This window comes from Rhodococcus sp. KRD197 (genome assembly GCF_017168235.1).
GTDB lineage: Bacteria > Actinomycetota > Actinomycetes > Mycobacteriales > Mycobacteriaceae > Rhodococcoides.
Window position 1 is genome coordinate 62,921 of record NZ_JABFAO010000016.1, and the last position, 18,218, is coordinate 81,138.

The 18,218-nt window shown below is 63.0% G+C and carries 14 protein-coding genes and 1 tRNA gene; 4 read left to right on the forward strand and 11 right to left on the reverse strand.

Features of this window, described 5'->3' with window-relative positions; genetic code table 11:
* Window positions 1–149 precede the first annotated feature (149 nt).
* Genes J1M86_RS22215 through J1M86_RS22240 form a run of 6 tightly spaced genes read right to left on the reverse strand, consistent with a single transcriptional unit; the run spans window position 150 to window position 7,442 of the window.
* On the reverse strand, window positions 150–1,664 hold the full coding sequence (locus J1M86_RS22215) for an NADH-quinone oxidoreductase subunit C (protein WP_241260525.1): 1,515 nt from the start codon (window positions 1,662–1,664) through the stop codon (window positions 150–152).
* Window positions 1,661–3,232, reverse strand: coding sequence for a proton-conducting transporter membrane subunit (locus J1M86_RS22220; protein WP_206511393.1), 1,572 nt, complete (start codon window positions 3,230–3,232; stop codon window positions 1,661–1,663). Before J1M86_RS22220 ends, J1M86_RS22215 begins: the two co-directional genes overlap by 4 nt.
* Window positions 3,225–3,866 (reverse strand): hypothetical protein, encoded by a 642-nt coding sequence (locus tag J1M86_RS22225; RefSeq protein ID WP_206511394.1) that lies wholly within the window; start codon window positions 3,864–3,866, stop codon window positions 3,225–3,227. Before J1M86_RS22225 ends, J1M86_RS22220 begins: the two co-directional genes overlap by 8 nt.
* 8 nt (window positions 3,867–3,874) lie before the next feature.
* Entirely contained in the window at window positions 3,875–4,819 is a 945-nt protein-coding gene (locus J1M86_RS22230; protein ID WP_206511516.1) for a respiratory chain complex I subunit 1 family protein, read from the reverse strand.
* Between the two features lie 11 nt (window positions 4,820–4,830).
* Entirely contained in the window at window positions 4,831–6,909 is a 2,079-nt protein-coding gene (locus J1M86_RS22235) for a proton-conducting transporter membrane subunit (RefSeq protein WP_241260526.1), read from the reverse strand.
* On the reverse strand, window positions 6,906–7,442 hold the full coding sequence (locus J1M86_RS22240) for an NADH-quinone oxidoreductase subunit B family protein (protein WP_241260527.1): 537 nt from the start codon (window positions 7,440–7,442) through the stop codon (window positions 6,906–6,908). Before J1M86_RS22240 ends, J1M86_RS22235 begins: the two co-directional genes overlap by 4 nt.
* A gap of 446 nt (window positions 7,443–7,888) precedes the next feature.
* Between J1M86_RS22240 and J1M86_RS22245 the strand changes: the two genes are divergently transcribed.
* Window positions 7,889–8,377 (forward strand): GyrI-like domain-containing protein, encoded by a 489-nt coding sequence (locus tag J1M86_RS22245; RefSeq protein ID WP_206511395.1) that lies wholly within the window; start codon window positions 7,889–7,891, stop codon window positions 8,375–8,377.
* Window positions 8,378–8,452: 75 nt separating this feature from the next.
* Here J1M86_RS22245 and J1M86_RS22250 read toward each other — a convergent pair.
* Window positions 8,453–8,529 (reverse strand) — tRNA-Leu (locus tag J1M86_RS22250).
* Between the two features lie 162 nt (window positions 8,530–8,691).
* Here J1M86_RS22250 and J1M86_RS22255 point away from each other — a divergent pair.
* Window positions 8,692–9,309, forward strand: coding sequence for an ANTAR domain-containing response regulator (locus J1M86_RS22255; protein ID WP_075840642.1), 618 nt, complete (start codon window positions 8,692–8,694; stop codon window positions 9,307–9,309).
* A 183-nt stretch (window positions 9,310–9,492) separates the two neighbouring features.
* Window positions 9,493–10,830: an ABC transporter substrate-binding protein gene (locus J1M86_RS22260; RefSeq protein ID WP_206511396.1), complete on the forward strand. Its 1,338-nt coding sequence runs from the start codon at window positions 9,493–9,495 to the stop codon at window positions 10,828–10,830.
* A gap of 112 nt (window positions 10,831–10,942) precedes the next feature.
* On the opposite strand, the gene J1M86_RS22265 is transcribed toward J1M86_RS22260, so the two are convergent.
* Genes J1M86_RS22265 through J1M86_RS22280 form a run of 4 tightly spaced genes read right to left on the reverse strand, consistent with a single transcriptional unit; the run spans window position 10,943 to window position 15,110 of the window.
* Window positions 10,943–11,752: an ABC transporter ATP-binding protein gene (locus J1M86_RS22265; protein ID WP_206511397.1), complete on the reverse strand. Its 810-nt coding sequence runs from the start codon at window positions 11,750–11,752 to the stop codon at window positions 10,943–10,945.
* Window positions 11,749–12,825 (reverse strand): ABC transporter ATP-binding protein, encoded by a 1,077-nt coding sequence (locus J1M86_RS22270; protein WP_075840643.1) that lies wholly within the window; start codon window positions 12,823–12,825, stop codon window positions 11,749–11,751. Before J1M86_RS22270 ends, J1M86_RS22265 begins: the two co-directional genes overlap by 4 nt.
* Entirely contained in the window at window positions 12,818–13,807 is a 990-nt protein-coding gene (locus J1M86_RS22275) for a branched-chain amino acid ABC transporter permease (RefSeq protein ID WP_206511398.1), read from the reverse strand. The genes J1M86_RS22270 and J1M86_RS22275 overlap by 8 nt, the downstream gene beginning before the upstream one ends.
* Window positions 13,808–13,811: 4 nt before the next feature.
* On the reverse strand, window positions 13,812–15,110 hold the full coding sequence (locus J1M86_RS22280; RefSeq protein ID WP_269417864.1) for a branched-chain amino acid ABC transporter permease: 1,299 nt from the start codon (window positions 15,108–15,110) through the stop codon (window positions 13,812–13,814).
* Between the two features lie 288 nt (window positions 15,111–15,398).
* Here J1M86_RS22280 and polA point away from each other — a divergent pair, with 288 nt between their 5' ends.
* Complete coding sequence (polA, locus tag J1M86_RS22285; RefSeq protein WP_206511399.1) at window positions 15,399–18,140, forward strand: DNA polymerase I; 2,742 nt, start codon at window positions 15,399–15,401, stop codon at window positions 18,138–18,140.
* The last annotated feature ends 78 nt before the right edge of the window (window positions 18,141–18,218 follow it).

An 18,218-nucleotide genomic window follows, 5' to 3' on the forward strand; every position in this document is an offset into this window, starting at 1 on the left:
CAGCCGAGCACAGGTGCATCCGGTTGGTCGGAGACGATCTGCCCGGTCGAACATCCCCGAATCGAACCGATCGACGCAGAGCGCAGTGTGCCCACAGGACGGGGTGGCGCTGAGATCCGGCTCGATGAACGCTTCCTTCACGACCTCGGTTACAGATCGTTTCCTGCGTAGGAGAGATCGAAGCTCTTGTTGGTCAACGGAAAATCGGGCACGATCGTCGCCGCGAGAGCCACCGGCAGAGCGGGCCAGGTCATGAACGAGGGATCGACGATTTTCAGGCGCGTCACGATGCCATTGCTGATTTCGACCCGATGGGCGATGGTGCCGCGCCAGCCCTCCACCAGCCCGACACCCGATACGGGATCGCGGGCAGGTGAGTGGGGACCGAAGAACAGGCCGGGTGATGCCTGCGGAATCAGCCGATTCAGCAGGTCGATCGAGTGGCTGATCTCCTCGGTCCGCACCATGAATCGAGCCATCACGTCGCCGGCGGTCTCGGTTGCGGCCGCGACACCGGCTGTATCGAGTAGAAACGGGTGGCTGCGGCGGGCGTCGACGTCGATCCCGGATGCCCGCGCAACAGGACCCAGTGCGCCGAGGTCATGCGCTGACTGACCGGGCAGGATCGCGGTTCCGATGAATCTGTCACGGACGATACTGTTCCGCAGGGCCATGTCGGTGAACGCGATCACATCTGCTGCGATCGCTGACAGGTGTGCGAGATCAGGAAGTGTGCGTACCTGCGCGCCGCCGGGGAATATGGCACCGCGCATCAGCCGGTGGCCGGTCATGTCGGCGTTCAGCCGGAGAAGCTGTTCCCGCACTCGCATTGCGTGAGAATGCGCGATCGCAAATCCGACATCGTTGCAGAGGCCGCCGAGAGTGCCGACATGGTTGTAGATACGTTCGACCTCGAGCAGAATCGCACGCAGGATCGCTGCAGGTAGCGGAACCTGGTATTGCATCGCATCCTCGACTGCGAGGCAGTACGCGAGGCTGTGCCCGACTGCAGTGTCACCGGAGATGCGCTCCGCGAGGGGGAGCCCCTCGTCGAGAGTTCTGCCCTCGGCGAGCTTCTCGATCCCCTTGTGCGTGAACCACAAACGCACCTTGAGTTTGAGGATGGTTTCACCCACCACGGAGAACCGGAAGTGGCCGGGTTCGATGAGCCCGGCGTGTACGGGGCCCACGGGGATCTCGTACACGCCCGGCCCCGCCACGGTGACGAAAGGATAGGGCTCGCCCACCGAAGCGAAAGCCGGTGGTGGACCGGCATCGCTACGCATCGGGTACCAGCCTTGCGGCCAGTGCTGATGCCGAACGAGCCGGCGGGGGAGCGGATGATGCTCCGGCGTGATGCCGTACAGGTCTCGCATTTCGCGTTCGAATCGGCCAGCAGGAAACGATGATGCGGCGAGGGTGGGAATGGCGGGGGATCTCGTACCGGTCCGCAGCACCAGCTCGAATCGCCGGTCCGGGGGTCCTGCGGTGAACAGGTACACGATCCGGAACTCGTCCGCTTCTTCGTGTGCTGCTATGAGGGCAAGCCGGAAACCTTGCTGCAACAGCGTATTCGACACCGGCACTAGTTCCTCGTGAGTGACCGCGCGGGAGTCTCGATCAGTGAGCATGTCCGTTTCGACCTCCGGTGTGTAGTCGGTCATCGCTCGACCACCAGCTCTCCCGCAGTCATCAGCAGATCGTGCAGGGGAAACGAGAAAATCCCGAGTAGGGCCATTCCCGTCAGACCCAGCAGCAACGGCGCGTTCTGCGCCCGACCGAGCATGGCTGGTGGCTGGTCACCCGGTTGGCCGGCGGCACCGAAGAACATCGGGATCAGCTTCGCGGCGACGGAGATGAACAAGATCACCACTGTGGTGGCGACAACCACCGTGATCACTGCGAGTCCGGAACTGATGCCGGCGTCGAGCAGTGCGTGGAGACTGGCGAAGGGGCTGAAGGGAGGGAAGCCGAGCAGAGCGGCAAGAGCGAGCGCCGATATTCCGGCAGCGGCGGGGTTCCTGCGAAGAACTCCATGCAGATCCTCGAAGGAGGTACTGCCGCCGGGAGCAGCGAGCTGGCCGGCCCCACAGAACAGAACAGCTTTAGCGAGTCCATGACCGAAAAGATGCAGCAGTACCGCGGCCACTGCGAGCGGGGTACCGATGGCGAGCCCGAACACCGCCAACGCCAAGTACTGCATGCTCGTATAGGCCAACAGCCGCAGATAGTCTCGCTGCGCGATCACCATCGACACCGCGAACACCAGCGATCCCACCGCGACCACGAGGAGTAGAACACGCAGGAACCCGGTAGTCGAATCCGTTGCGACGACACGGTTCCAGCGGAGCAGCGCGTACATCGCCACCGGCAAGTAGCACCCCGATATCAATGCCGCGACCGGCCCCGGTGCTCGACTCTGAGCATCGGGCAGCCAGCTGTGCAAGGGAACCAGCCCAGCCGCCGCTCCGAAGCCGATCAGCAACAACGGCGTCGCCATTCGCACCACCCCCGGGTCCAACTGGGCGGTATGCGAGGCGAGAAAAACCCACTCCAACGATCGATGCGCTCCCGTCGGCACCGCCGCAGCGGCGAGGTAGACCATGACTGTCCCCAGCCCGGCCAAGGCGAGGCCGATGGAGACGAGAACCAAGTATTTCCATTGCGCTTCCCATGCTGTGCGGGTGCCAGCCGAACCGATCAGAAATGTGGTGGCCACGGTCATCGCGAGCAGTGCCATCCAGAGCAACCCGAGATTTCCGGCAAGTACTGCTGCGGATGCCGACGCCAACAGCAGCGGTACCCCCGCACGGCACATATGCACATGCCGTTGGCGACCCTGGTTCGACGCCTGGTGCGCGGCAGGGTTGTCGATCATCCCCGACCAGGTGGCCACGATGGCCGCGGCACCGATGATGAGAAGCATCACTGCGGTGAGAGCGTCCGCGCGTAGTGGTCCGGTGGTCAGCGTAGACCCGTCGGAGGTGACCACTGCGGCAACCACACCGGTCAGCGTGATCATCACGCTCGCCCCGACTGTCGACCAACCGAGGCCTCGATGCCTACCGACCAGGATGACGCATGCCGCGAGCATCGGAACGAGAATCGGCAGCCACAGCAGTGACGACGCTGTGATTGGGTCCAGCGGCACCCGCTCGTGGGCCGCGAGGCCGTACTCAGCCAGTACTGCCACCTCCTCACTCATCATGTTGGACGGGTCTCCATCAGTCATGTAGCTGCCGCAGCGTGTCCGGATCGGCGTCGCCGTCGAATTCGGCCCGACGATCGATGGTGCGCAGCCAGACCCACACCAGCAGGTCCAGGCTCAGCGTCATCGTCGCGATACCGGCGCTGGCGGTGACCAGCAGAGCCGTGGCAACGGTCCCGTGGACGAGGGCGAGAAACCCCAGGGTTTGAGAAATGGCCGGTCGGCGGGTGATCACAGCGAAAAATCCAATGAACACCACGGCCAGGGCGAGGGGAATCACCGTCGCTGTCTCCGCCGGGGCCGTTCTGATCATCGGACGACTGACCGCATAGGACAAGAGAGTCAACAGCACCACGACGAGCATCGAGGCGGCAACGTTGAACAGCGGCGACACCGCCGATCGTACGAGCACCCGACGCCGCAGCGCCGCGGGAAGCAGGATGGCGTTGATCGCCACGATGACTGCGGCCAACCCGTACAGGGCACCGTTCATGTCGGGTGTCGCGACCAGTATCGCAACTGCGGCCAGCGCGATCGCCTGCGCCGCCGTGAGCCGCACAATTGCCACCAGGTTGTGGCGCCATAACGTCGCAGCTGCGGTGAGCAACAACGCTCCGCATGCCAGGTCGAGCAGTTCGTTGAACATCGGCGAATTCATGGCCGCCGTCACCGAGCCAGAAAAAAGGCGGTCGACACGGCCAGAGCGCCGAACAGGAACGACACGGCAAGTAGTTCGGGAACGCGGAACAGTCGCCATTTCGCGAGGAATACCTCTACGACGGCGATCGTGCCACCGAGTAGCGCTACTTTGACCACGAATGCGGCCACGGCGACGAGCAGTGCACCCGGCGTCGACGTCGTAGCGATACCCCACGGGATGAACAGGCTCACCCACAATCCGATCAGGGTGGTCAAACGAAGAGCGGACGCGTACTCCACCACAGCGAGCCGAGGGCCGGAGTACTCGAGCACCATCGCCTCGTGGAGCATCGTCAACTCCAGATGGCTCGATGGGTTGTCCACCGGTAATCGACCGGATTCGGCGAGGACGACGATGCCGATCGCCACAGCGGCAAACAGATTTGCCGGTGTCGCGGCGTCTGCGGGGGCAAGCGCTACCCCCTCGACCATGTCGGCCAGGTTGGAGGAATTCACCCGAGTGGACAAGGCGAATCCGGCGACGAGGATGGCAGGCTCCGCGAGTGCGGCGACCATCACTTCGCGGCTGGCACCCATTCCGCCGAATGCCGTTCCGGTATCCAAGGCCCCGAGCGCGAGCGCTACCGTGCCCAACAACAGCAGGCCCACAATCGCAAACAGATCGGCCACGCCGTCCGTGCGGGACCGGGTGGTGAGGAACGGTGAGACGGCAGCGATCACGAACACGGCCGAGAACGCGACCAGCGGAGCAATGCTGAAGACAGCGCTGCTCCCGTCGGGAGTGATCGACTCCTTACCCATCTGTTTGCGCAGATCACGCCAGGGTTGGAGCACCCCGGCACCGGCCCGGCCCTGTAGCCGGGCGGTGACCTGACGCATGAATCCGACCAGAACGGGCGCGCCGATGAGCACTACCCCGATCTGGAGTGCGATCGCAGTGAGATCGACCATCAACTCTCTGCTCACAGTGTCGCCACCACTGCGGCGAGGGCGAATATCGTCACCAGGAAGCCCACGGCCAGGTACCGGTGCAAGTCACCGTTCGAAGCCTGCCGTGCCCACCGACCCCAACGCTGGACTGCAGAGATCACCGGCGGATACAGGCGAGCCTCGATTCGGTCGGGAACTCTCTGCCGGAAACTGACGCTCTCGATCAAGTATTGCGACTCGACATACGGTGTCACATCCACATCGTGTTCAGGGCTGAGCACATCATCGAAGACACGGGTCAACGGTTCCGCGAACGCTGTCGCGGTGTACTCCATGCGGGGGCTCAGACTGCGACGCCCCGACCCCCACGGCATTGCAGGCCGGGCCGGCATGCGTGTGCCGGTCCATCGGACGGCGCCCGCTACCGCAATCGTCCCAGCTACAAGTGCCACTGCCACCAGCAGAGGTGACATCGAACCGGAGATGCCGGCCAACCGGAGGGTCACCGCGTCTCGGTCGACCGGACTGCCATCTTCGATGCTGGGCAGCACCGACATCGCCCGGACCAGCGCCTCACCGAGGAGCGCAGGAAACCACGCCAAACCGATGCACATCAGCGCCGCGGCACCCATCGCCCACCGCATACTCTCCGGACTTTCGCTCGCCTCCGCCGCGCCAGCCGTCCGGGGGCGAGCAAGGAACCCGATCCCCACCACTTTGACGAAGGTGACGACCGCAAGTCCGGTTGTCAATGCGAGTGCCGCAACCGCGAGCGGCATCGCGAGGGTGGTCACCGTATCGGTCACCTCGCCCACGCCGAGACTGTGAGTAAACCCTTGCAGCAAGAGCCATTCGGAGACAAATCCATTTCCCAGTGGCAAGGTAGCGGCCCCGAGCGCGCCCACGGCGACCATGGCGGTGGTCACCGGCATCCGGGAAGCCAGCCCTCCTAGTTGGTCGAGGTCACGTGTCCCCGTCGCTCGCATCACCGATCCCGCACCGAGAAACAGCAGCGCCTTGAACGCGCCATGATTGAGCGCGTGCAGCAGCGCCGCTACCAGAAACAGACTCGCCAGCATGCGGTTGCCGTCTGCGGCGAAGACGGCGCCGGCACCAAGACCCATCAGCATGATGCCGAGATTCTCTGTCGTCGAATAGCCCAGCAGTCGTTTGAAATCGGTCGCGACACTCGCCTGCAGGACTCCGTACACTGCTGAGAGTGTGCCCACTGCGAGCATGAGCCATCCCCACCACCGAGGACCACCGCCGAGGAGGTCGAAACCGACCCGGATGATGCCGTAGAAGCCGAGGTTGACCATCGCTGCAGACATCAGGGCCGAGACATGACTCGGAGCTTCGGCGTGTGCGCGAGGAAGCCACACATGTAACGGGACCAAACCCGCTTTCGATCCGAATCCGATGAATACCAACACGAATGCGGTCGAGCGCACGAGCGGAGACAACGCCTCCGTGCCTTCGCGTATCGCGTCGAACGACTCACCTCCAACACCACCGGCGAGCAACCCGAAACCCACGACGATGACCACGACCCCAGCTTGCGTCATCGCTGCGTACCACAGCGCGGCCTCGCCGACTTGCTTCCCGGCACGGTAGTTGGCCAGCACCAGCATCAGCGATGCCAGCGCCATCAACTCCCACGCAGCCAAGAACGTCGTGACGTTGGCAGCTGCCGGGACCAGCAGCATCGACGCGACAAACACCGGGAGCATGGTCTGAGCGGTGCGTGACTGCGCCCCGCATCCCGGCGGAAAGACCTCCTGGTGTTCGTGATGGCCACCGGGGCCGGTGTATCCGATGCTGTACACCCCGACTGCGGCAGCGACCGCGCCGATCAGCAGCATGAACAAACCCGAGAGAGGATCGACCTGCAGCTCGATCCCGTCGAACGGGAGCACTTGATGGACGGTCAGCGAAAAGCGCTGACTCACAGCGAGAGCGGCGCAACCCGCCAGCACACCACCGATACCGGAAACTGTGGTCAACAGGCCGACCAGAATGCGACGCACACGAGCAGGCAAGATCACAGCTGCTCCGACCGCCAAGGACGCTGAGATGTAAATCATCGACATGCCGACCGCCACCGAGCTCATCGGCCGGACACTCGCCGGAGCGCTGCCACTATGGCATCGGGAGACGGTGGGCATCCTGGAATGTCGAAATCGACGGGGATGACATCTCGAACCGCCCCTAACACACCGAACCCACCCTTGAACACCCCACAGTTCAACGCGCATTCACCCAGAGCAACAACGCGTTTGGGATGAGGCATGGCATCGTACGTAACACGCAATGGGTCAGCCATATTGCGTGTGACCGGTCCTGTCACGAGGAGAATGTCCGCGTGACGCGGGGACGCCACCAATCGAATGCCATAGCGTTCGATGTCGTACACCGGTCCGAATGCGGAGGCAATCTCGATCTCGCACCCGTTGCACGAGCCGGCGTCGACGTGGCGAACCTGAATCGACCCGGTAGTCGACAAGAACGGTGTCATGGTGCCGTGCTCACTCGAGTCCCGGTGGATGGTCGCATCCGGCTCGGGCTCTGCGATCCGGCCGATTCTGCGGATCTGGCGAACGATGCTCTGTCTGCGCTTTGGCGAAGCGCCGCCCAAGGCACTCATGATGCGGGCACCCAACATTCCCCGGCCTGACTCTGGGGCTTGCACGCCGATCCGCCCATCCTCAGTGCGTAGATCGACAAGGGTTTGCCTGGGTCGGGTGGCCCTGATGCGGCGATGTCGCCATGGATCGCTCCTCCACGCTGCAGGGGTGGATTGCGCACCCCTGACCCGTGCGCAATCCATCGCTATATTAGCAGTTGCGTAAGTTGTTAACTATTCTGCGGGTATGGCATCGAGCGCGGGGAGGGGCGAGTCCTGAATCATCTGCGCAAGACTCCGACCTGTGCGCCGGCAGGCGAGTGAGTTGCGGACCTGTCCGCGATCGACTGAATGACCAACCTGCGTCCGAACCCTCGTCGTTGGCTCCAGCGCCTCGAACTCCGGATGCTGCGCGTAGGGGACGTTAGGCCCTAGACCGCGAAATCCGCACAGCGGAGTCTTGGCCTATGACCGAAACGACTCCGGAAAAGACGCCGGACATCACGTCCACCCAACTCCAGGAACTATCGACCGCCGTACTTCGCGAAACCGTTCCCATGAACGAGCTGACGGAGTTCTTCGGCCGCGCCTTCGGTGCGGTGATGAGCGCGGCTGAGCAACAGCACGTCCCGCTGGCCGGGCCACCGTTTGCGTTGTACCGGGGAATGCCTACCGACGTCATCGATGTCGAAGCTGGTTTTCCGGTGGCAGAACCCTTTTCCGGCGGTGTCGAAGGCGGGGTGACCGGAGGATCGCTTCCGGCCGGCCATGCCTTCGAGGCCATGCACGTCGGTCCCTACGAGACTCTCGCCGAGACCTACGAGGCGATCATGGGGAAGATGCAGGCCGAGGGTGTGACGCCGGGGAGCTCGATGTGGGAGTACTACCTCAGCGACCCTGCCACCGAGCCTGACCCGGCGATGTGGAAGACGCTCGTCGTTTGGCCGGTCGGCTGAGCGGACGGCCGCCCGCATCGGCTGCTCCGCACCGAAGCGACGCGGTAGGTGGCCGATTGCGCTGGCCTGCGGTTGTGGTGCCCTCGGTGAGACTCGAACTCACACTGGACGGGTTTTGAATCCGTTTCCTCTGCCAATTGGGATACGAGGGCTGGCTGTGTCGTGCGGTTCACTACTTTAGAAGATGCGCTGAACGCCCTGTGCACCGGTACCCTTCAATTGCTTGACGGCCCGGTGGGCGCCTGCGTGAGCCCGATGGGCCTGCGCTTGACGCTCCAGCCGGTCGATGACTTCGTCAAAGGAGACTGGTACTTATGGATGCTCCTGTTGCGCAGGAGGGCGGCAAACCCGCTCTTCGTGTCGTGGTGGCCGAGGACGAATCGCTGATCCGCCTGGATCTGGTGGAGATGCTGCGAGAAGAGGGCTACGAGGTAGTGGGGGAGGCCGCGGACGGACAGCGGGCGGTGGACCTCGCCGTCGAACTTCGCCCCGATCTGGTCATCATGGACGTGAAGATGCCCATACGCGACGGGATCGACGCGGCCTCGGAGATAGCGGAGAAGCGCATCGCTCCGGTGGTCATTCTCACGGCCTTCAGTCAGCGAGAGCTCGTGGAGAGGGCACGAGACGCCGGAGCAATGGCATATCTGGTCAAGCCGTTCTCCAAAGCCGATTTGATGCCTGCCGTCGAACTCGCAGCAAGCCGGTACACGGAGATCTCGGCGCTCGAACACGAGATCGCCGATCTGCAGGAGCGCCTCGAAACCCGCAAACTCATCGAACGCGCCAAGGGCCGGTTGATGGAGTCGCAGTCCCTCTCGGAGCCGCAGGCGTTCAAATGGATTCAGCGCGCCGCGATGGATCGCCGCACAACGATGAAAGCTGTCGCCGAGGTGATCATGGAGACGCTCGGAAATCCTGCCGAGACGTGATTTTTTCGGCTGCTCGGCGCGGTCACGCTACGGGCGCGTAAATCTTCGGCCCGTCAGGTCACAGTCAGGTCACGAGCCGTCTTCTCAGCAATCGCAAATCGGTTCGGGGAGCTAGCGTCTGATCCACGCGTGGGGCGCACTGTTCATGTGCGTGTCATAGAAGAGCGATCAAGGAGACACTAGATGGCAAAACGGACCTATGTCCGCACGGCTGCGGTGCTCAGTGCCGCATCCCTGGCACTGTTCGGCTGTTCCTCGGGCGACGATTCGGACACCGATGACACGGCTGCCGGTGGGAGTAGCGAAACGTCGGCGGCGGAGGAGGCTGTCTCCACCGACTGCGAGCCCGAGCAGGCCACAGCAGGTGACACACCCGACACCAGTCCGCTCGTGGTCGGCACGTTGTTGCCGAACACCGGCAGCCTTGCGTTCCTCGGCCCGCCCGAGGTCGCCGGCGTGCAGCTTGCCATCAACGACATCAACGAGGCCGGTGGCGTACTCGGTCAGCCCGTGACGTTGATCCCCGGAGACTCGGGCGACACCACCACCGACACCGCCAACACCACCGTCGATCGCCTCCTCGCGGGCGGTGCCGACGTGATCGTCGGGGCGGCGTCCTCGGCTGTGTCACTGCAGGTCATCGACAAGATCACCAGCGCGGGCGTCGTGCAGATCTCGCCGGCCAACACCTCGGACCAATTCGTCTGCTACGCAGACCGTGGACAGTACTTCCGCACCGCACCCACCGACGTACTGCAGGCGCAGGCGCTGGCTCAGCTGATCGCCGAGGACGGCGCGCAGCGTGTGTCGATCCTGGCTCTCAACGATCCGTACGGCACCGGCTTGGCGAGCAACACGGTCGAGAACCTCGAAGCAGCCGGAATCCCGTCGGATCAGCTGCAGACCATCATCTACGACCCCAACGCGCAGTCGTACAACGCCGAAATCGACGATGTGAACAACTTCGCGCCGGATGCCGTAGCCATCATCGGTTTCGATGAATCGGCTCGCATCATCACTCGTATGCACGAGCTCGGAATCGGTCCGTCCGACGGCATGCTCGTCTACGGCGTGGACGGCAACATGGGCAATGCCCTCGGCGAGTCGGTCGCAGCCGGATTGCTCGACACAATGCGTGGCACAACACCGTTGACCGACGTGGGAACGGAGTTCCAGGACCGACTCAAGACCGTCGATCCCGCTCTCTTGGACTTCAACTACGCGGGTGAGTCGTACGACGCAGTGGTGATCCCGGCTCTTGCGGCCGTCCAGGCCGGATCGACAGCAGGCGTGGACATCGCGGCCAACATCAACAGCGTCACCAAGGACGGGGAGAAGTGCACGACGTTCGCAGAGTGCCTACCGCTCCTCGAAGCCGGCACCGACATCGACTACGACGGTGTCACCGGCGAGCTCAACTTCAGTGACGCAGGCGAACCGGCGACAGGTTCGTACGGCAACCTGGTCTTCGGACCGGACAACACACTGACGACGGAAGATTACATCGTCGTCGGCGAGTGAGTCGCCGTCAGCTGAACTGAGTTGACGCCGAACAGGCAAGACCAGAGCCCCGGTCCGAAAGGACCGGGGCTCTGTCGTTGTGTTGGAACAGGTTGCGGCAGGTGGCCAACCGTTACTTCTTTTCTTTGCTTCCTGCAAGTGTTCCGAGGTAGAGCTCGATGACCTTCGGGTCGTTCATCAGGTTCGGTCCCGTATCGGTGTAGGCGTTGCGGCCCTGATCCAGAACGTATCCGCGATCGCAGATCTGCAGGCAGCGACGCGCATTCTGTTCCACCATGATGATGGAGACGCCTGCCGCGTTGATCTTCTTGCAGCGGATGAACACTTCGTCCTGGAACATCGGCGACAGTCCAGCAGACGGCTCGTCGAGGAGCAGTACCGACGGCTCCATCATCAGAGCGCGACCCATAGCGACCATCTGGCGCTCACCGCCGGAGAGCGCTCCTGCCTTGACCTTTCGGCGTTCGCTCAGGAGTGGAAACAGCTCGCTGACGAACTCGAACCTTTCGGTGAATTTCTTCGGGCGGAGATAGATGCCCATTTCGAGGTTTTCCTCGATCGTCAGCGAGGGAAACACGTTTTGCGTCTGGGGAACATAACCCACACCCTTGGTGACGAGGACGTGCGCCTCGGCCGAGGTGATGTTGTCGCCGCGCAGCTTCACAGTTCCTTCTCTGACCGGGATGAGACCGAACAGAGTCTTGAGCAGAGTCGACTTGCCTGCACCGTTGGGGCCGATGATGCCAACGATCTCGCCGTCACGCAGAAAGAAATTGCACGATTCGAGGATGTTCACCCCGGGTATGTATCCCGCGACGATATTGTCCGCCCGTAACAGTGCGCCCTCGGCGAGACGTGCGTGTTCGGCGGGGGTGGCGGCGAACTCGGCTGGTGTCAGCTTTTCGGTACTCGGTTCGCTCATTGTTCGTTCTCTTCCTTGGCGTGCTTGCCCGTAGCCGGTGCGTCGACGTTGGGACTGACGAACTCGGGTTCGGAGAGACTGCCCCCGGCCTTGATCTGCTCGACTTCGGCTTGTTCGATCGCTTCGGCGAGTTCGGCGGTGGCACCCACCGGATTTCCGTCGGCGTCGAACTCGAGTGCCTGGTCGTGGTGGCTGCCCAGATAGGCATCCACAACCGCGCCGTTGTTGGACAGTTCTTCCGGTGTCGACTCGGCGATCACGCTGCCCTGCGCCATGACGACCACCCAGTCGCTGATGTCCCGGATGACATCCATGTCATGTTCGACGAACACCACTGTCATGCCGTCGTCGCGCAAGGACTTGATGTGTCCGAGAAGGCTCTGGGTGAGTGCTGGGTTGACGCCGGCCATCGGCTCGTCGAGCATCACGACCGAGGGGTCCGTCATCAAGGCGCGGGCCATTTCCAACAGCTTGCGTTGACCACCTGACAACGAGCCTGCGAGATCGTCGGCCTTGGCGTCGAGTTTGAATCGTGCGAGGAGTTCGTTGGCTCGTTCGGTGATTTGCCTTTCCTGCGCCTTCCAGGTCCACGGCATGAAGGTGTTGAGGATGCGTTCGCCGCGCTGTCCGGTCGCACCGAGCCTGACGTTGTCGAGCACGCTCAGTTTCGACAGTGCCTTGGTCAGCTGAAACGTACGAACGACGCCCTTGCGTGCGACCTGATGCGGATGCATCTTGCCCAATGACTGGCCGTCCATCGACCAGGTGCCGGTGTCGGGTCGATCGAATCCGGTGAGCAGGTTGAACAACGTTGTCTTTCCTGCGCCGTTGGGTCCGATCAGTCCGGTGATGCAGCCGCGTTGGATCTCGAGGTGCGCGACGTCCACCGCTTTGAGTCCGCCGAACGTCCGTGAGATGCCATCCACGACGAGCGTGGGGTCGGGCTTGGCGGAACCGGGCTCGTTGGCAACGCCAGCGAACAGGGCTGCGCGCTGATCTGCTGAAAGCGCCTGCGCAGCTCGGGATTCGAGCGTGCTGGGGTTCCTGCTCGGCGATGAGTTCCCGTTAGGCATTGAGTTGAACCTCTCGTTTGTTCCCGAGAATGCCCTGAGGTCTGAACACCATCAGTACAGCGATCAGGATGCCCAGGAGGACGAAACGACTTGCGCCCACCTGCTGCTCGGTCAGATCGAGGAGTGGGTCGGGTCCGGAAATCGCCTGCCGCATGATCGCGTCGGGAATGGAGAGCAGGAACCAGAACAGCATGGCGCCCACCACCGGACCGAAAACGGTTGCGGCGCCGCCGAGAATCAGGGCGCCGAAGGCGAAGAACGTCTGCGCTGTCGAGTAGAAGTCCGGGTTGATGGACTTGGTCTGCAGTGCGTTGAACACCCCGCCCATGCCGCCGATGACACCACCGAGCACCAGGGCCTGCATCTTGTAGACGAAGACGTTCTTTCCGAGCGAACGGGCAGCGTCCTCGTCCTCACGAACCGCCTTGAGGACGCGCCCCCATGGGCTGTGCGTCAACAGGTAGACGACACCACACAGCAGCAGTACCAGCGACCAACCGACGACCATCGCCCAGAGGTCGTCGCCATAGAACTTGACCCCGACGAAGTCGTACTGCTTGCTCGAGTCGAAGGGGCTCAACGAGGTGAACGGGTCCGCGAAACCGAACAGGCCGTTGGTCGAGGCGGTCACGGAGTCACTCGCGGTCGATCGGAAGACCAGGCGCAGTATTTCCGACGCCGCGATAGTGACGATGGCGAGATAGTCCGCACGCAGGCGCAGAGTGGGTATGCCGAGGACGAGTGCCAACAGCCCGGCGGCCCCGAGGCCGACCAGGATGCCCAGCCACAGTGGCTGCTGATAGGTGACCGTCATGATGCCGACGCCATAGCCGCCGAGCAACGCAAATCCGATCTGGCCGAAGTTCAGCAGACCGGCGTAGCCGAAGTGCAGGTTCAACCCGATGGCGAGGAGAGCGTAGAAGATCGCGGACGGGCCCACGAGCTGAGCGAGAGATACTTGGAGCGCTCCGAGAATATCCATGAGGTCACCCGATCCTTTGCCGCGAGCCGAGTATGCCCTGCGGTCTGACGACGAGGATGAGAATCAAGACGAGCAGTCCTCCGATGTATTTGAGGTCGGGGTTGATGATCATCGTCGACCACTGCACGAGAAGTCCGACGATGACGCAGCCGAGGAAGGCCCCGTAGGCGGTTCCCAGACCACCCAGCGTGATGCCCGCGAACATGAGCAACAGCAACTTGAAGCCCATTTCCCACTGGACGCGGCCAGACAGCTCGGACAGACCGAACAGCACGCCGCCGAGGGCCGCGAGTCCGCCGCCGAGGCACCAGACGAAGGTCACGACGCGCTCGACGTTGATACCAGAGGAGGCGGCGAGGTCTCGGTTGTCGGCGACTGCCCGCATCGCTTTGCCGATTCGTGTCTTCTGCAGCATCAGCGCGACGGCGACGAGGACGACGACGCTGATGATGATGCACGCGAGGTTGACGTTGGTGATCGCGAAAGGCCCCCACTCGTTCTGCGTCTGCGCCTGGTAGTCGGCGAACGGTTCGGCGCGGTCGGAGAAGAAGATGAGGATGAGATATCGCAGCGCGATGGCGAGGCCGATGGAGACTACGAGCTGCGCTATGAGCCCGGTCCTGCGTTTTCGGAGTGGTCTCCAGATGGCTGCGTTGTTGAGCCATCCGATGGCGACGCCGACGATGATCGCGAGAATTGTTGCCGGGATGAGCTGGATTCCCATGCTCACGTTGAACACCCAGGCGGCAACTGCGCCGAGTGTGACGAGCTCACCGTGGGCGAAGTTGGTCAACCCCGTCGTGCCGAAGATCAGGCTGAGACCGACCGCAGCGAGAGCGATGACGAGACCGAATCTGATGCCGTCCACCGTGGTTCGAAGGAACTTCTCGTAGAACGGTAGTTCCGTGGCGCTGCGCGCCTCACCGAAGGAGAAGATGACGACGGTATTGGCGCGGCCCTCGACGACGTCGCGTTGCACCGCATCCTGGACGCTGACACCGTCGGGAAGTGTTTCGGGGTCGACCTCGAATGTGTAGGACCCCGGGGAGAGCTCGAGAGTCCAACGGCCACCTGCCTCCGAGGTTGTCCGGGCGACCTCTTCGCCGGACTCGTCGAGGGCGAGAACATCGACGCCCGCCAGCCGTTCACCGCCGTTGTTGAGGCTGCCGCTGACGGATTCGGCGTCGGCAGGCGGAGCCTCCGACGTGGTTGCAGACGGGGGAGTAGGGGTCGGTTCCTGCGCGAGGGCGGTCCCGCCGAACGCGACCGCTGCGATGGAACCGAGGATCGTGATGAGGAGGATCTGTCTGAGAAAGCGAAGTGGTATTCGGCTGCTGGACCGAATTCGATCTTTTCTTCGGGTCCATCCAACTATTGGAGCCACGCACGTCCTCCGGACGGTTGTCGGGCCGACCCCACGGCGGGTCCGGCTGCTAGCAATTGTCGGACTCTAACCTCTGTAAGCGCACGAAATCGGCGTCTCGAATTTCCGGTGAGTTTCATTTGTGTTTCGAACCGCTCGCGCGGCAGTCGGCCGGGGCCACCGCATCCGCCCACAGCTTGTCGGACCCGCTACATAGACTGGGTAACCGTGAGCCCAGTAATCGACGCCAGCGCTGCACCCGCACCCTCGACCGACACATCCGCCGGCAGTCAGCAGCCGACACTGCTGCTGATCGACGGCCACTCGATTGCCTTCCGTGCGTTCTTCGCGCTCCCGGTGGACAACTTCAAGACCACCAGTGGGCAGTCGACCAACGCGGTCTACGGGTTCACATCGATGCTGATCAACTTGCTGCGGGATGAGAAGCCGACGCATATCGCGGCCGCCTTCGACGTCTCGCGCCAGACCTTTCGGGCAGAAAGATTCCCCGACTACAAGGCGAATCGAAGCAAGACGCCGGACGAGTTCGCTGGGCAGGTGGACATCACCAAGGATGTGCTCGGGGCCATGGGTATTCCGGTCATGGCCGAACCCGGATTCGAGGCGGACGACATCATCGCCACGCTCACCACGCAGGCCGAGGCGCTCGGCTATCGCGTACTGGTCGTCACCGGGGACCGGGACTCGCTGCAATTGGTGACCGAGAACGTCACGGTTCTGTACCCGAAGAAGGGCGTGTCCGAGCTGACCCGGTTCACCCCGGGTGAGGTCGAAGCAAAGTACGGCCTGTCGCCGTCGCAGTATCCGGATTTCGCCGCTCTTCGTGGCGACCCCAGCGACAATCTGCCCGGCGTCCCCGGTGTGGGTGAGAAGACGGCTACCAAGTGGATCGTGCAGTACGGGTCGCTCGAGGAGCTCGTCACCAACGTGGACAAGGTGAAGGGCAAAGTTGGCGACGCTCTGCGTGCCAACCTGTCCAGCGTGGTGCTCAACCGTGAGCTCACCGAGATGGTTCGCGATGTCCCGCTTCCCTATACGCCCGATCAGCTCGAGTTGGCACCGTGGGACCGGGAGAAAATTCACGGTCTGTTCGACGACCTCGAGTTTCGCGTCCTTCGCGATCGGCTGTTCGACACGCTGTCATCGGTGGAACCCGAAGCCGAAGGCGGTTTCGAGGTCAAGGGTGGAGCGATCCCAGTCGGTGAATTGGCGGACTGGTTGTCCGTGCATGCTGCGAGCGGTCTGCGTCACGGATTGTCGGTCGTCGGTCCGCGGCGGCCGTTCGACAGTGACGCCGTGTCCATCGCGATCGCTGCTGCCGACGGCGACGGCGGTTTTGTCACCACCAGCGAGCTCGACGAATCGGACGAACGGGCGTTGACCGCATGGCTGGCCGACGCCTCGCAGCCGAAGGCGCTCCACGAAGCCAAGTGGGCAATCCACGCGTTGCGGGGGCGGGGGTGGACGCTGGGCGGTCTGACGAGCGACACAGCCCTGGCCGCGTATCTGGTCCGTCCGGGCCAGCGCAGCTTCAATCTCGACGATCTGTCTCTGCGGTACCTCAAACGTGAGTTGCGGGCAGAGGACTCCGCCGAGGGGCAGATGTCGCTGCTCGATACCGAGGACGTGGCGGGCGCGGCGGTAGCCGAAGGCGAAATCCTGCGTGCCCAGGCCGTGCTCGACCTCGCTACTGCTCTGGACGAGGAACTCGAGAGCATCGAGTCGACATCGCTGCTGGCCGACATGGAGCTGCCGCTGCTCTCGGTGCTCGCCGATCTGGAAGCGACCGGCATCGCGATCGACCTCGACCACCTCGGCGAACTGCAGAGTACGTTTGCCGGGCAGGTGAGCGAGGCCGCGAATGCTGCGTACGAGGTCATCGGCAAGCAGATCAATCTCGGATCACCGAAGCAGCTGCAGGCGGTGCTGTTCGACGAGCTGGAGATGCCGAAGACCAAGAAGACCAAGACCGGATACACCACTGACGCCGACGCGTTGCAGGGGCTGTTCGAAAAGACACAACACCCTTTCCTGAAGTTCCTTCTCGATCATCGTGACGCGACACGCATGAAGGTGACTGTCGACGGCTTGCTCAAATCGGTTTCCGACGACGGCCGCATCCATACGACGTTCAATCAGACCGTCGCGGCCACCGGACGGCTGTCTTCGACCGATCCCAACCTGCAGAACATCCCGGTCCGAAACGAAGCCGGCCGCCACATTCGTGACGGCTTCGTCGTGGGCGAGGGCTATGACATGCTGCTCACCGCCGACTACAGCCAGATCGAGATGCGCATCATGGCTCACCTGTCGGGCGACGAAGGGCTGATCGAAGCGTTCAACACCGGCGAGGACCTGCACAGTTTCGTCGGCGCACGCGCTTTCGGAGTACCGATCGACGAGGTCACTCCCGAGCTGCGTCGGCGCGTCAAGGCAATGTCCTATGGCCTCGCCTATGGTCTCAGCGCATTCGGACTGGCAGCGCAGCTGAAGATCTCAACCGACGAGGCCAAAGAGCAGATGGAAGCGTACTTTTCCCGGTTCGGTGGAGTGCGCGATTACCTTCGCAAAGCCGTCGAGGAGTCCAGAAAGGTCGGCTACACCTCCACCCTGTACGGCCGGCGGAGGTATCTGCCCGATCTCAACAGCGACAACCGTCAGCGACGCGAGGTTGCCGAGCGGGCGGCGCTGAACGCACCGATCCAAGGAACTGCCGCCGACATCATCAAGGTCGCGATGATCGACGTGCACAAGTCACTGCGGGAATCCGGTTTGACCTCGCGCATGCTGCTGCAAGTTCACGACGAGCTGGTTCTCGAAGTTGTCGAGTCCGAACGCGAGGAGGTCGAGGCCCTGGTGCGCGAGAAGATGTCGTCGGCGATCGACCTGTCGGTTCCCCTCGAGGTGTCCGTCGGAACGGGTGCGAGCTGGGATCGGGCCGCTCACTGACCAGCCAGAGGCGACAGTCCTGATTCGACTCTGCTGCAAGGAGAAGGGGCCGACCGCATAAATGTGGTCGGCCCCTTC

Bases quoted from the DNA above. Each gene is read 5' to 3' on its own strand.
- J1M86_RS22235 (WP_241260526.1), bottom strand. From the start codon at position 6,909: ATGAGCTCGGTGGCGGTCGGCATGTCGATGATTTACATCTCAGCGTCC.
- J1M86_RS22220 (WP_206511393.1), bottom strand. From the start codon at position 3,232: ATGACTGATGGAGACCCGTCCAACATGATGAGTGAGGAGGTGGCAGTA.
- J1M86_RS22215 (WP_241260525.1), bottom strand. From the start codon at position 1,664: ATGACCGACTACACACCGGAGGTCGAAACGGACATGCTCACTGATCGA.
- J1M86_RS22255 (WP_075840642.1), top strand. From the start codon at position 8,692: ATGGATGCTCCTGTTGCGCAGGAGGGCGGCAAACCCGCTCTTCGTGTC.
- J1M86_RS22225 (WP_206511394.1), bottom strand. From the start codon at position 3,866: ATGAATTCGCCGATGTTCAACGAACTGCTCGACCTGGCATGCGGAGCG.
- J1M86_RS22265 (WP_206511397.1), bottom strand. From the start codon at position 11,752: ATGAGCGAACCGAGTACCGAAAAGCTGACACCAGCCGAGTTCGCCGCC.
- J1M86_RS22275 (WP_206511398.1), bottom strand. From the start codon at position 13,807: ATGGATATTCTCGGAGCGCTCCAAGTATCTCTCGCTCAGCTCGTGGGC.
- J1M86_RS22260 (WP_206511396.1), top strand. From the start codon at position 9,493: ATGGCAAAACGGACCTATGTCCGCACGGCTGCGGTGCTCAGTGCCGCA.
- J1M86_RS22240 (WP_241260527.1), bottom strand. From the start codon at position 7,442: ATGAGTGCCTTGGGCGGCGCTTCGCCAAAGCGCAGACAGAGCATCGTT.
- J1M86_RS22230 (WP_206511516.1), bottom strand. From the start codon at position 4,819: ATGGTCGATCTCACTGCGATCGCACTCCAGATCGGGGTAGTGCTCATC.
- J1M86_RS22270 (WP_075840643.1), bottom strand. From the start codon at position 12,825: ATGCCTAACGGGAACTCATCGCCGAGCAGGAACCCCAGCACGCTCGAA.
- J1M86_RS22245 (WP_206511395.1), top strand. From the start codon at position 7,889: ATGACCGAAACGACTCCGGAAAAGACGCCGGACATCACGTCCACCCAA.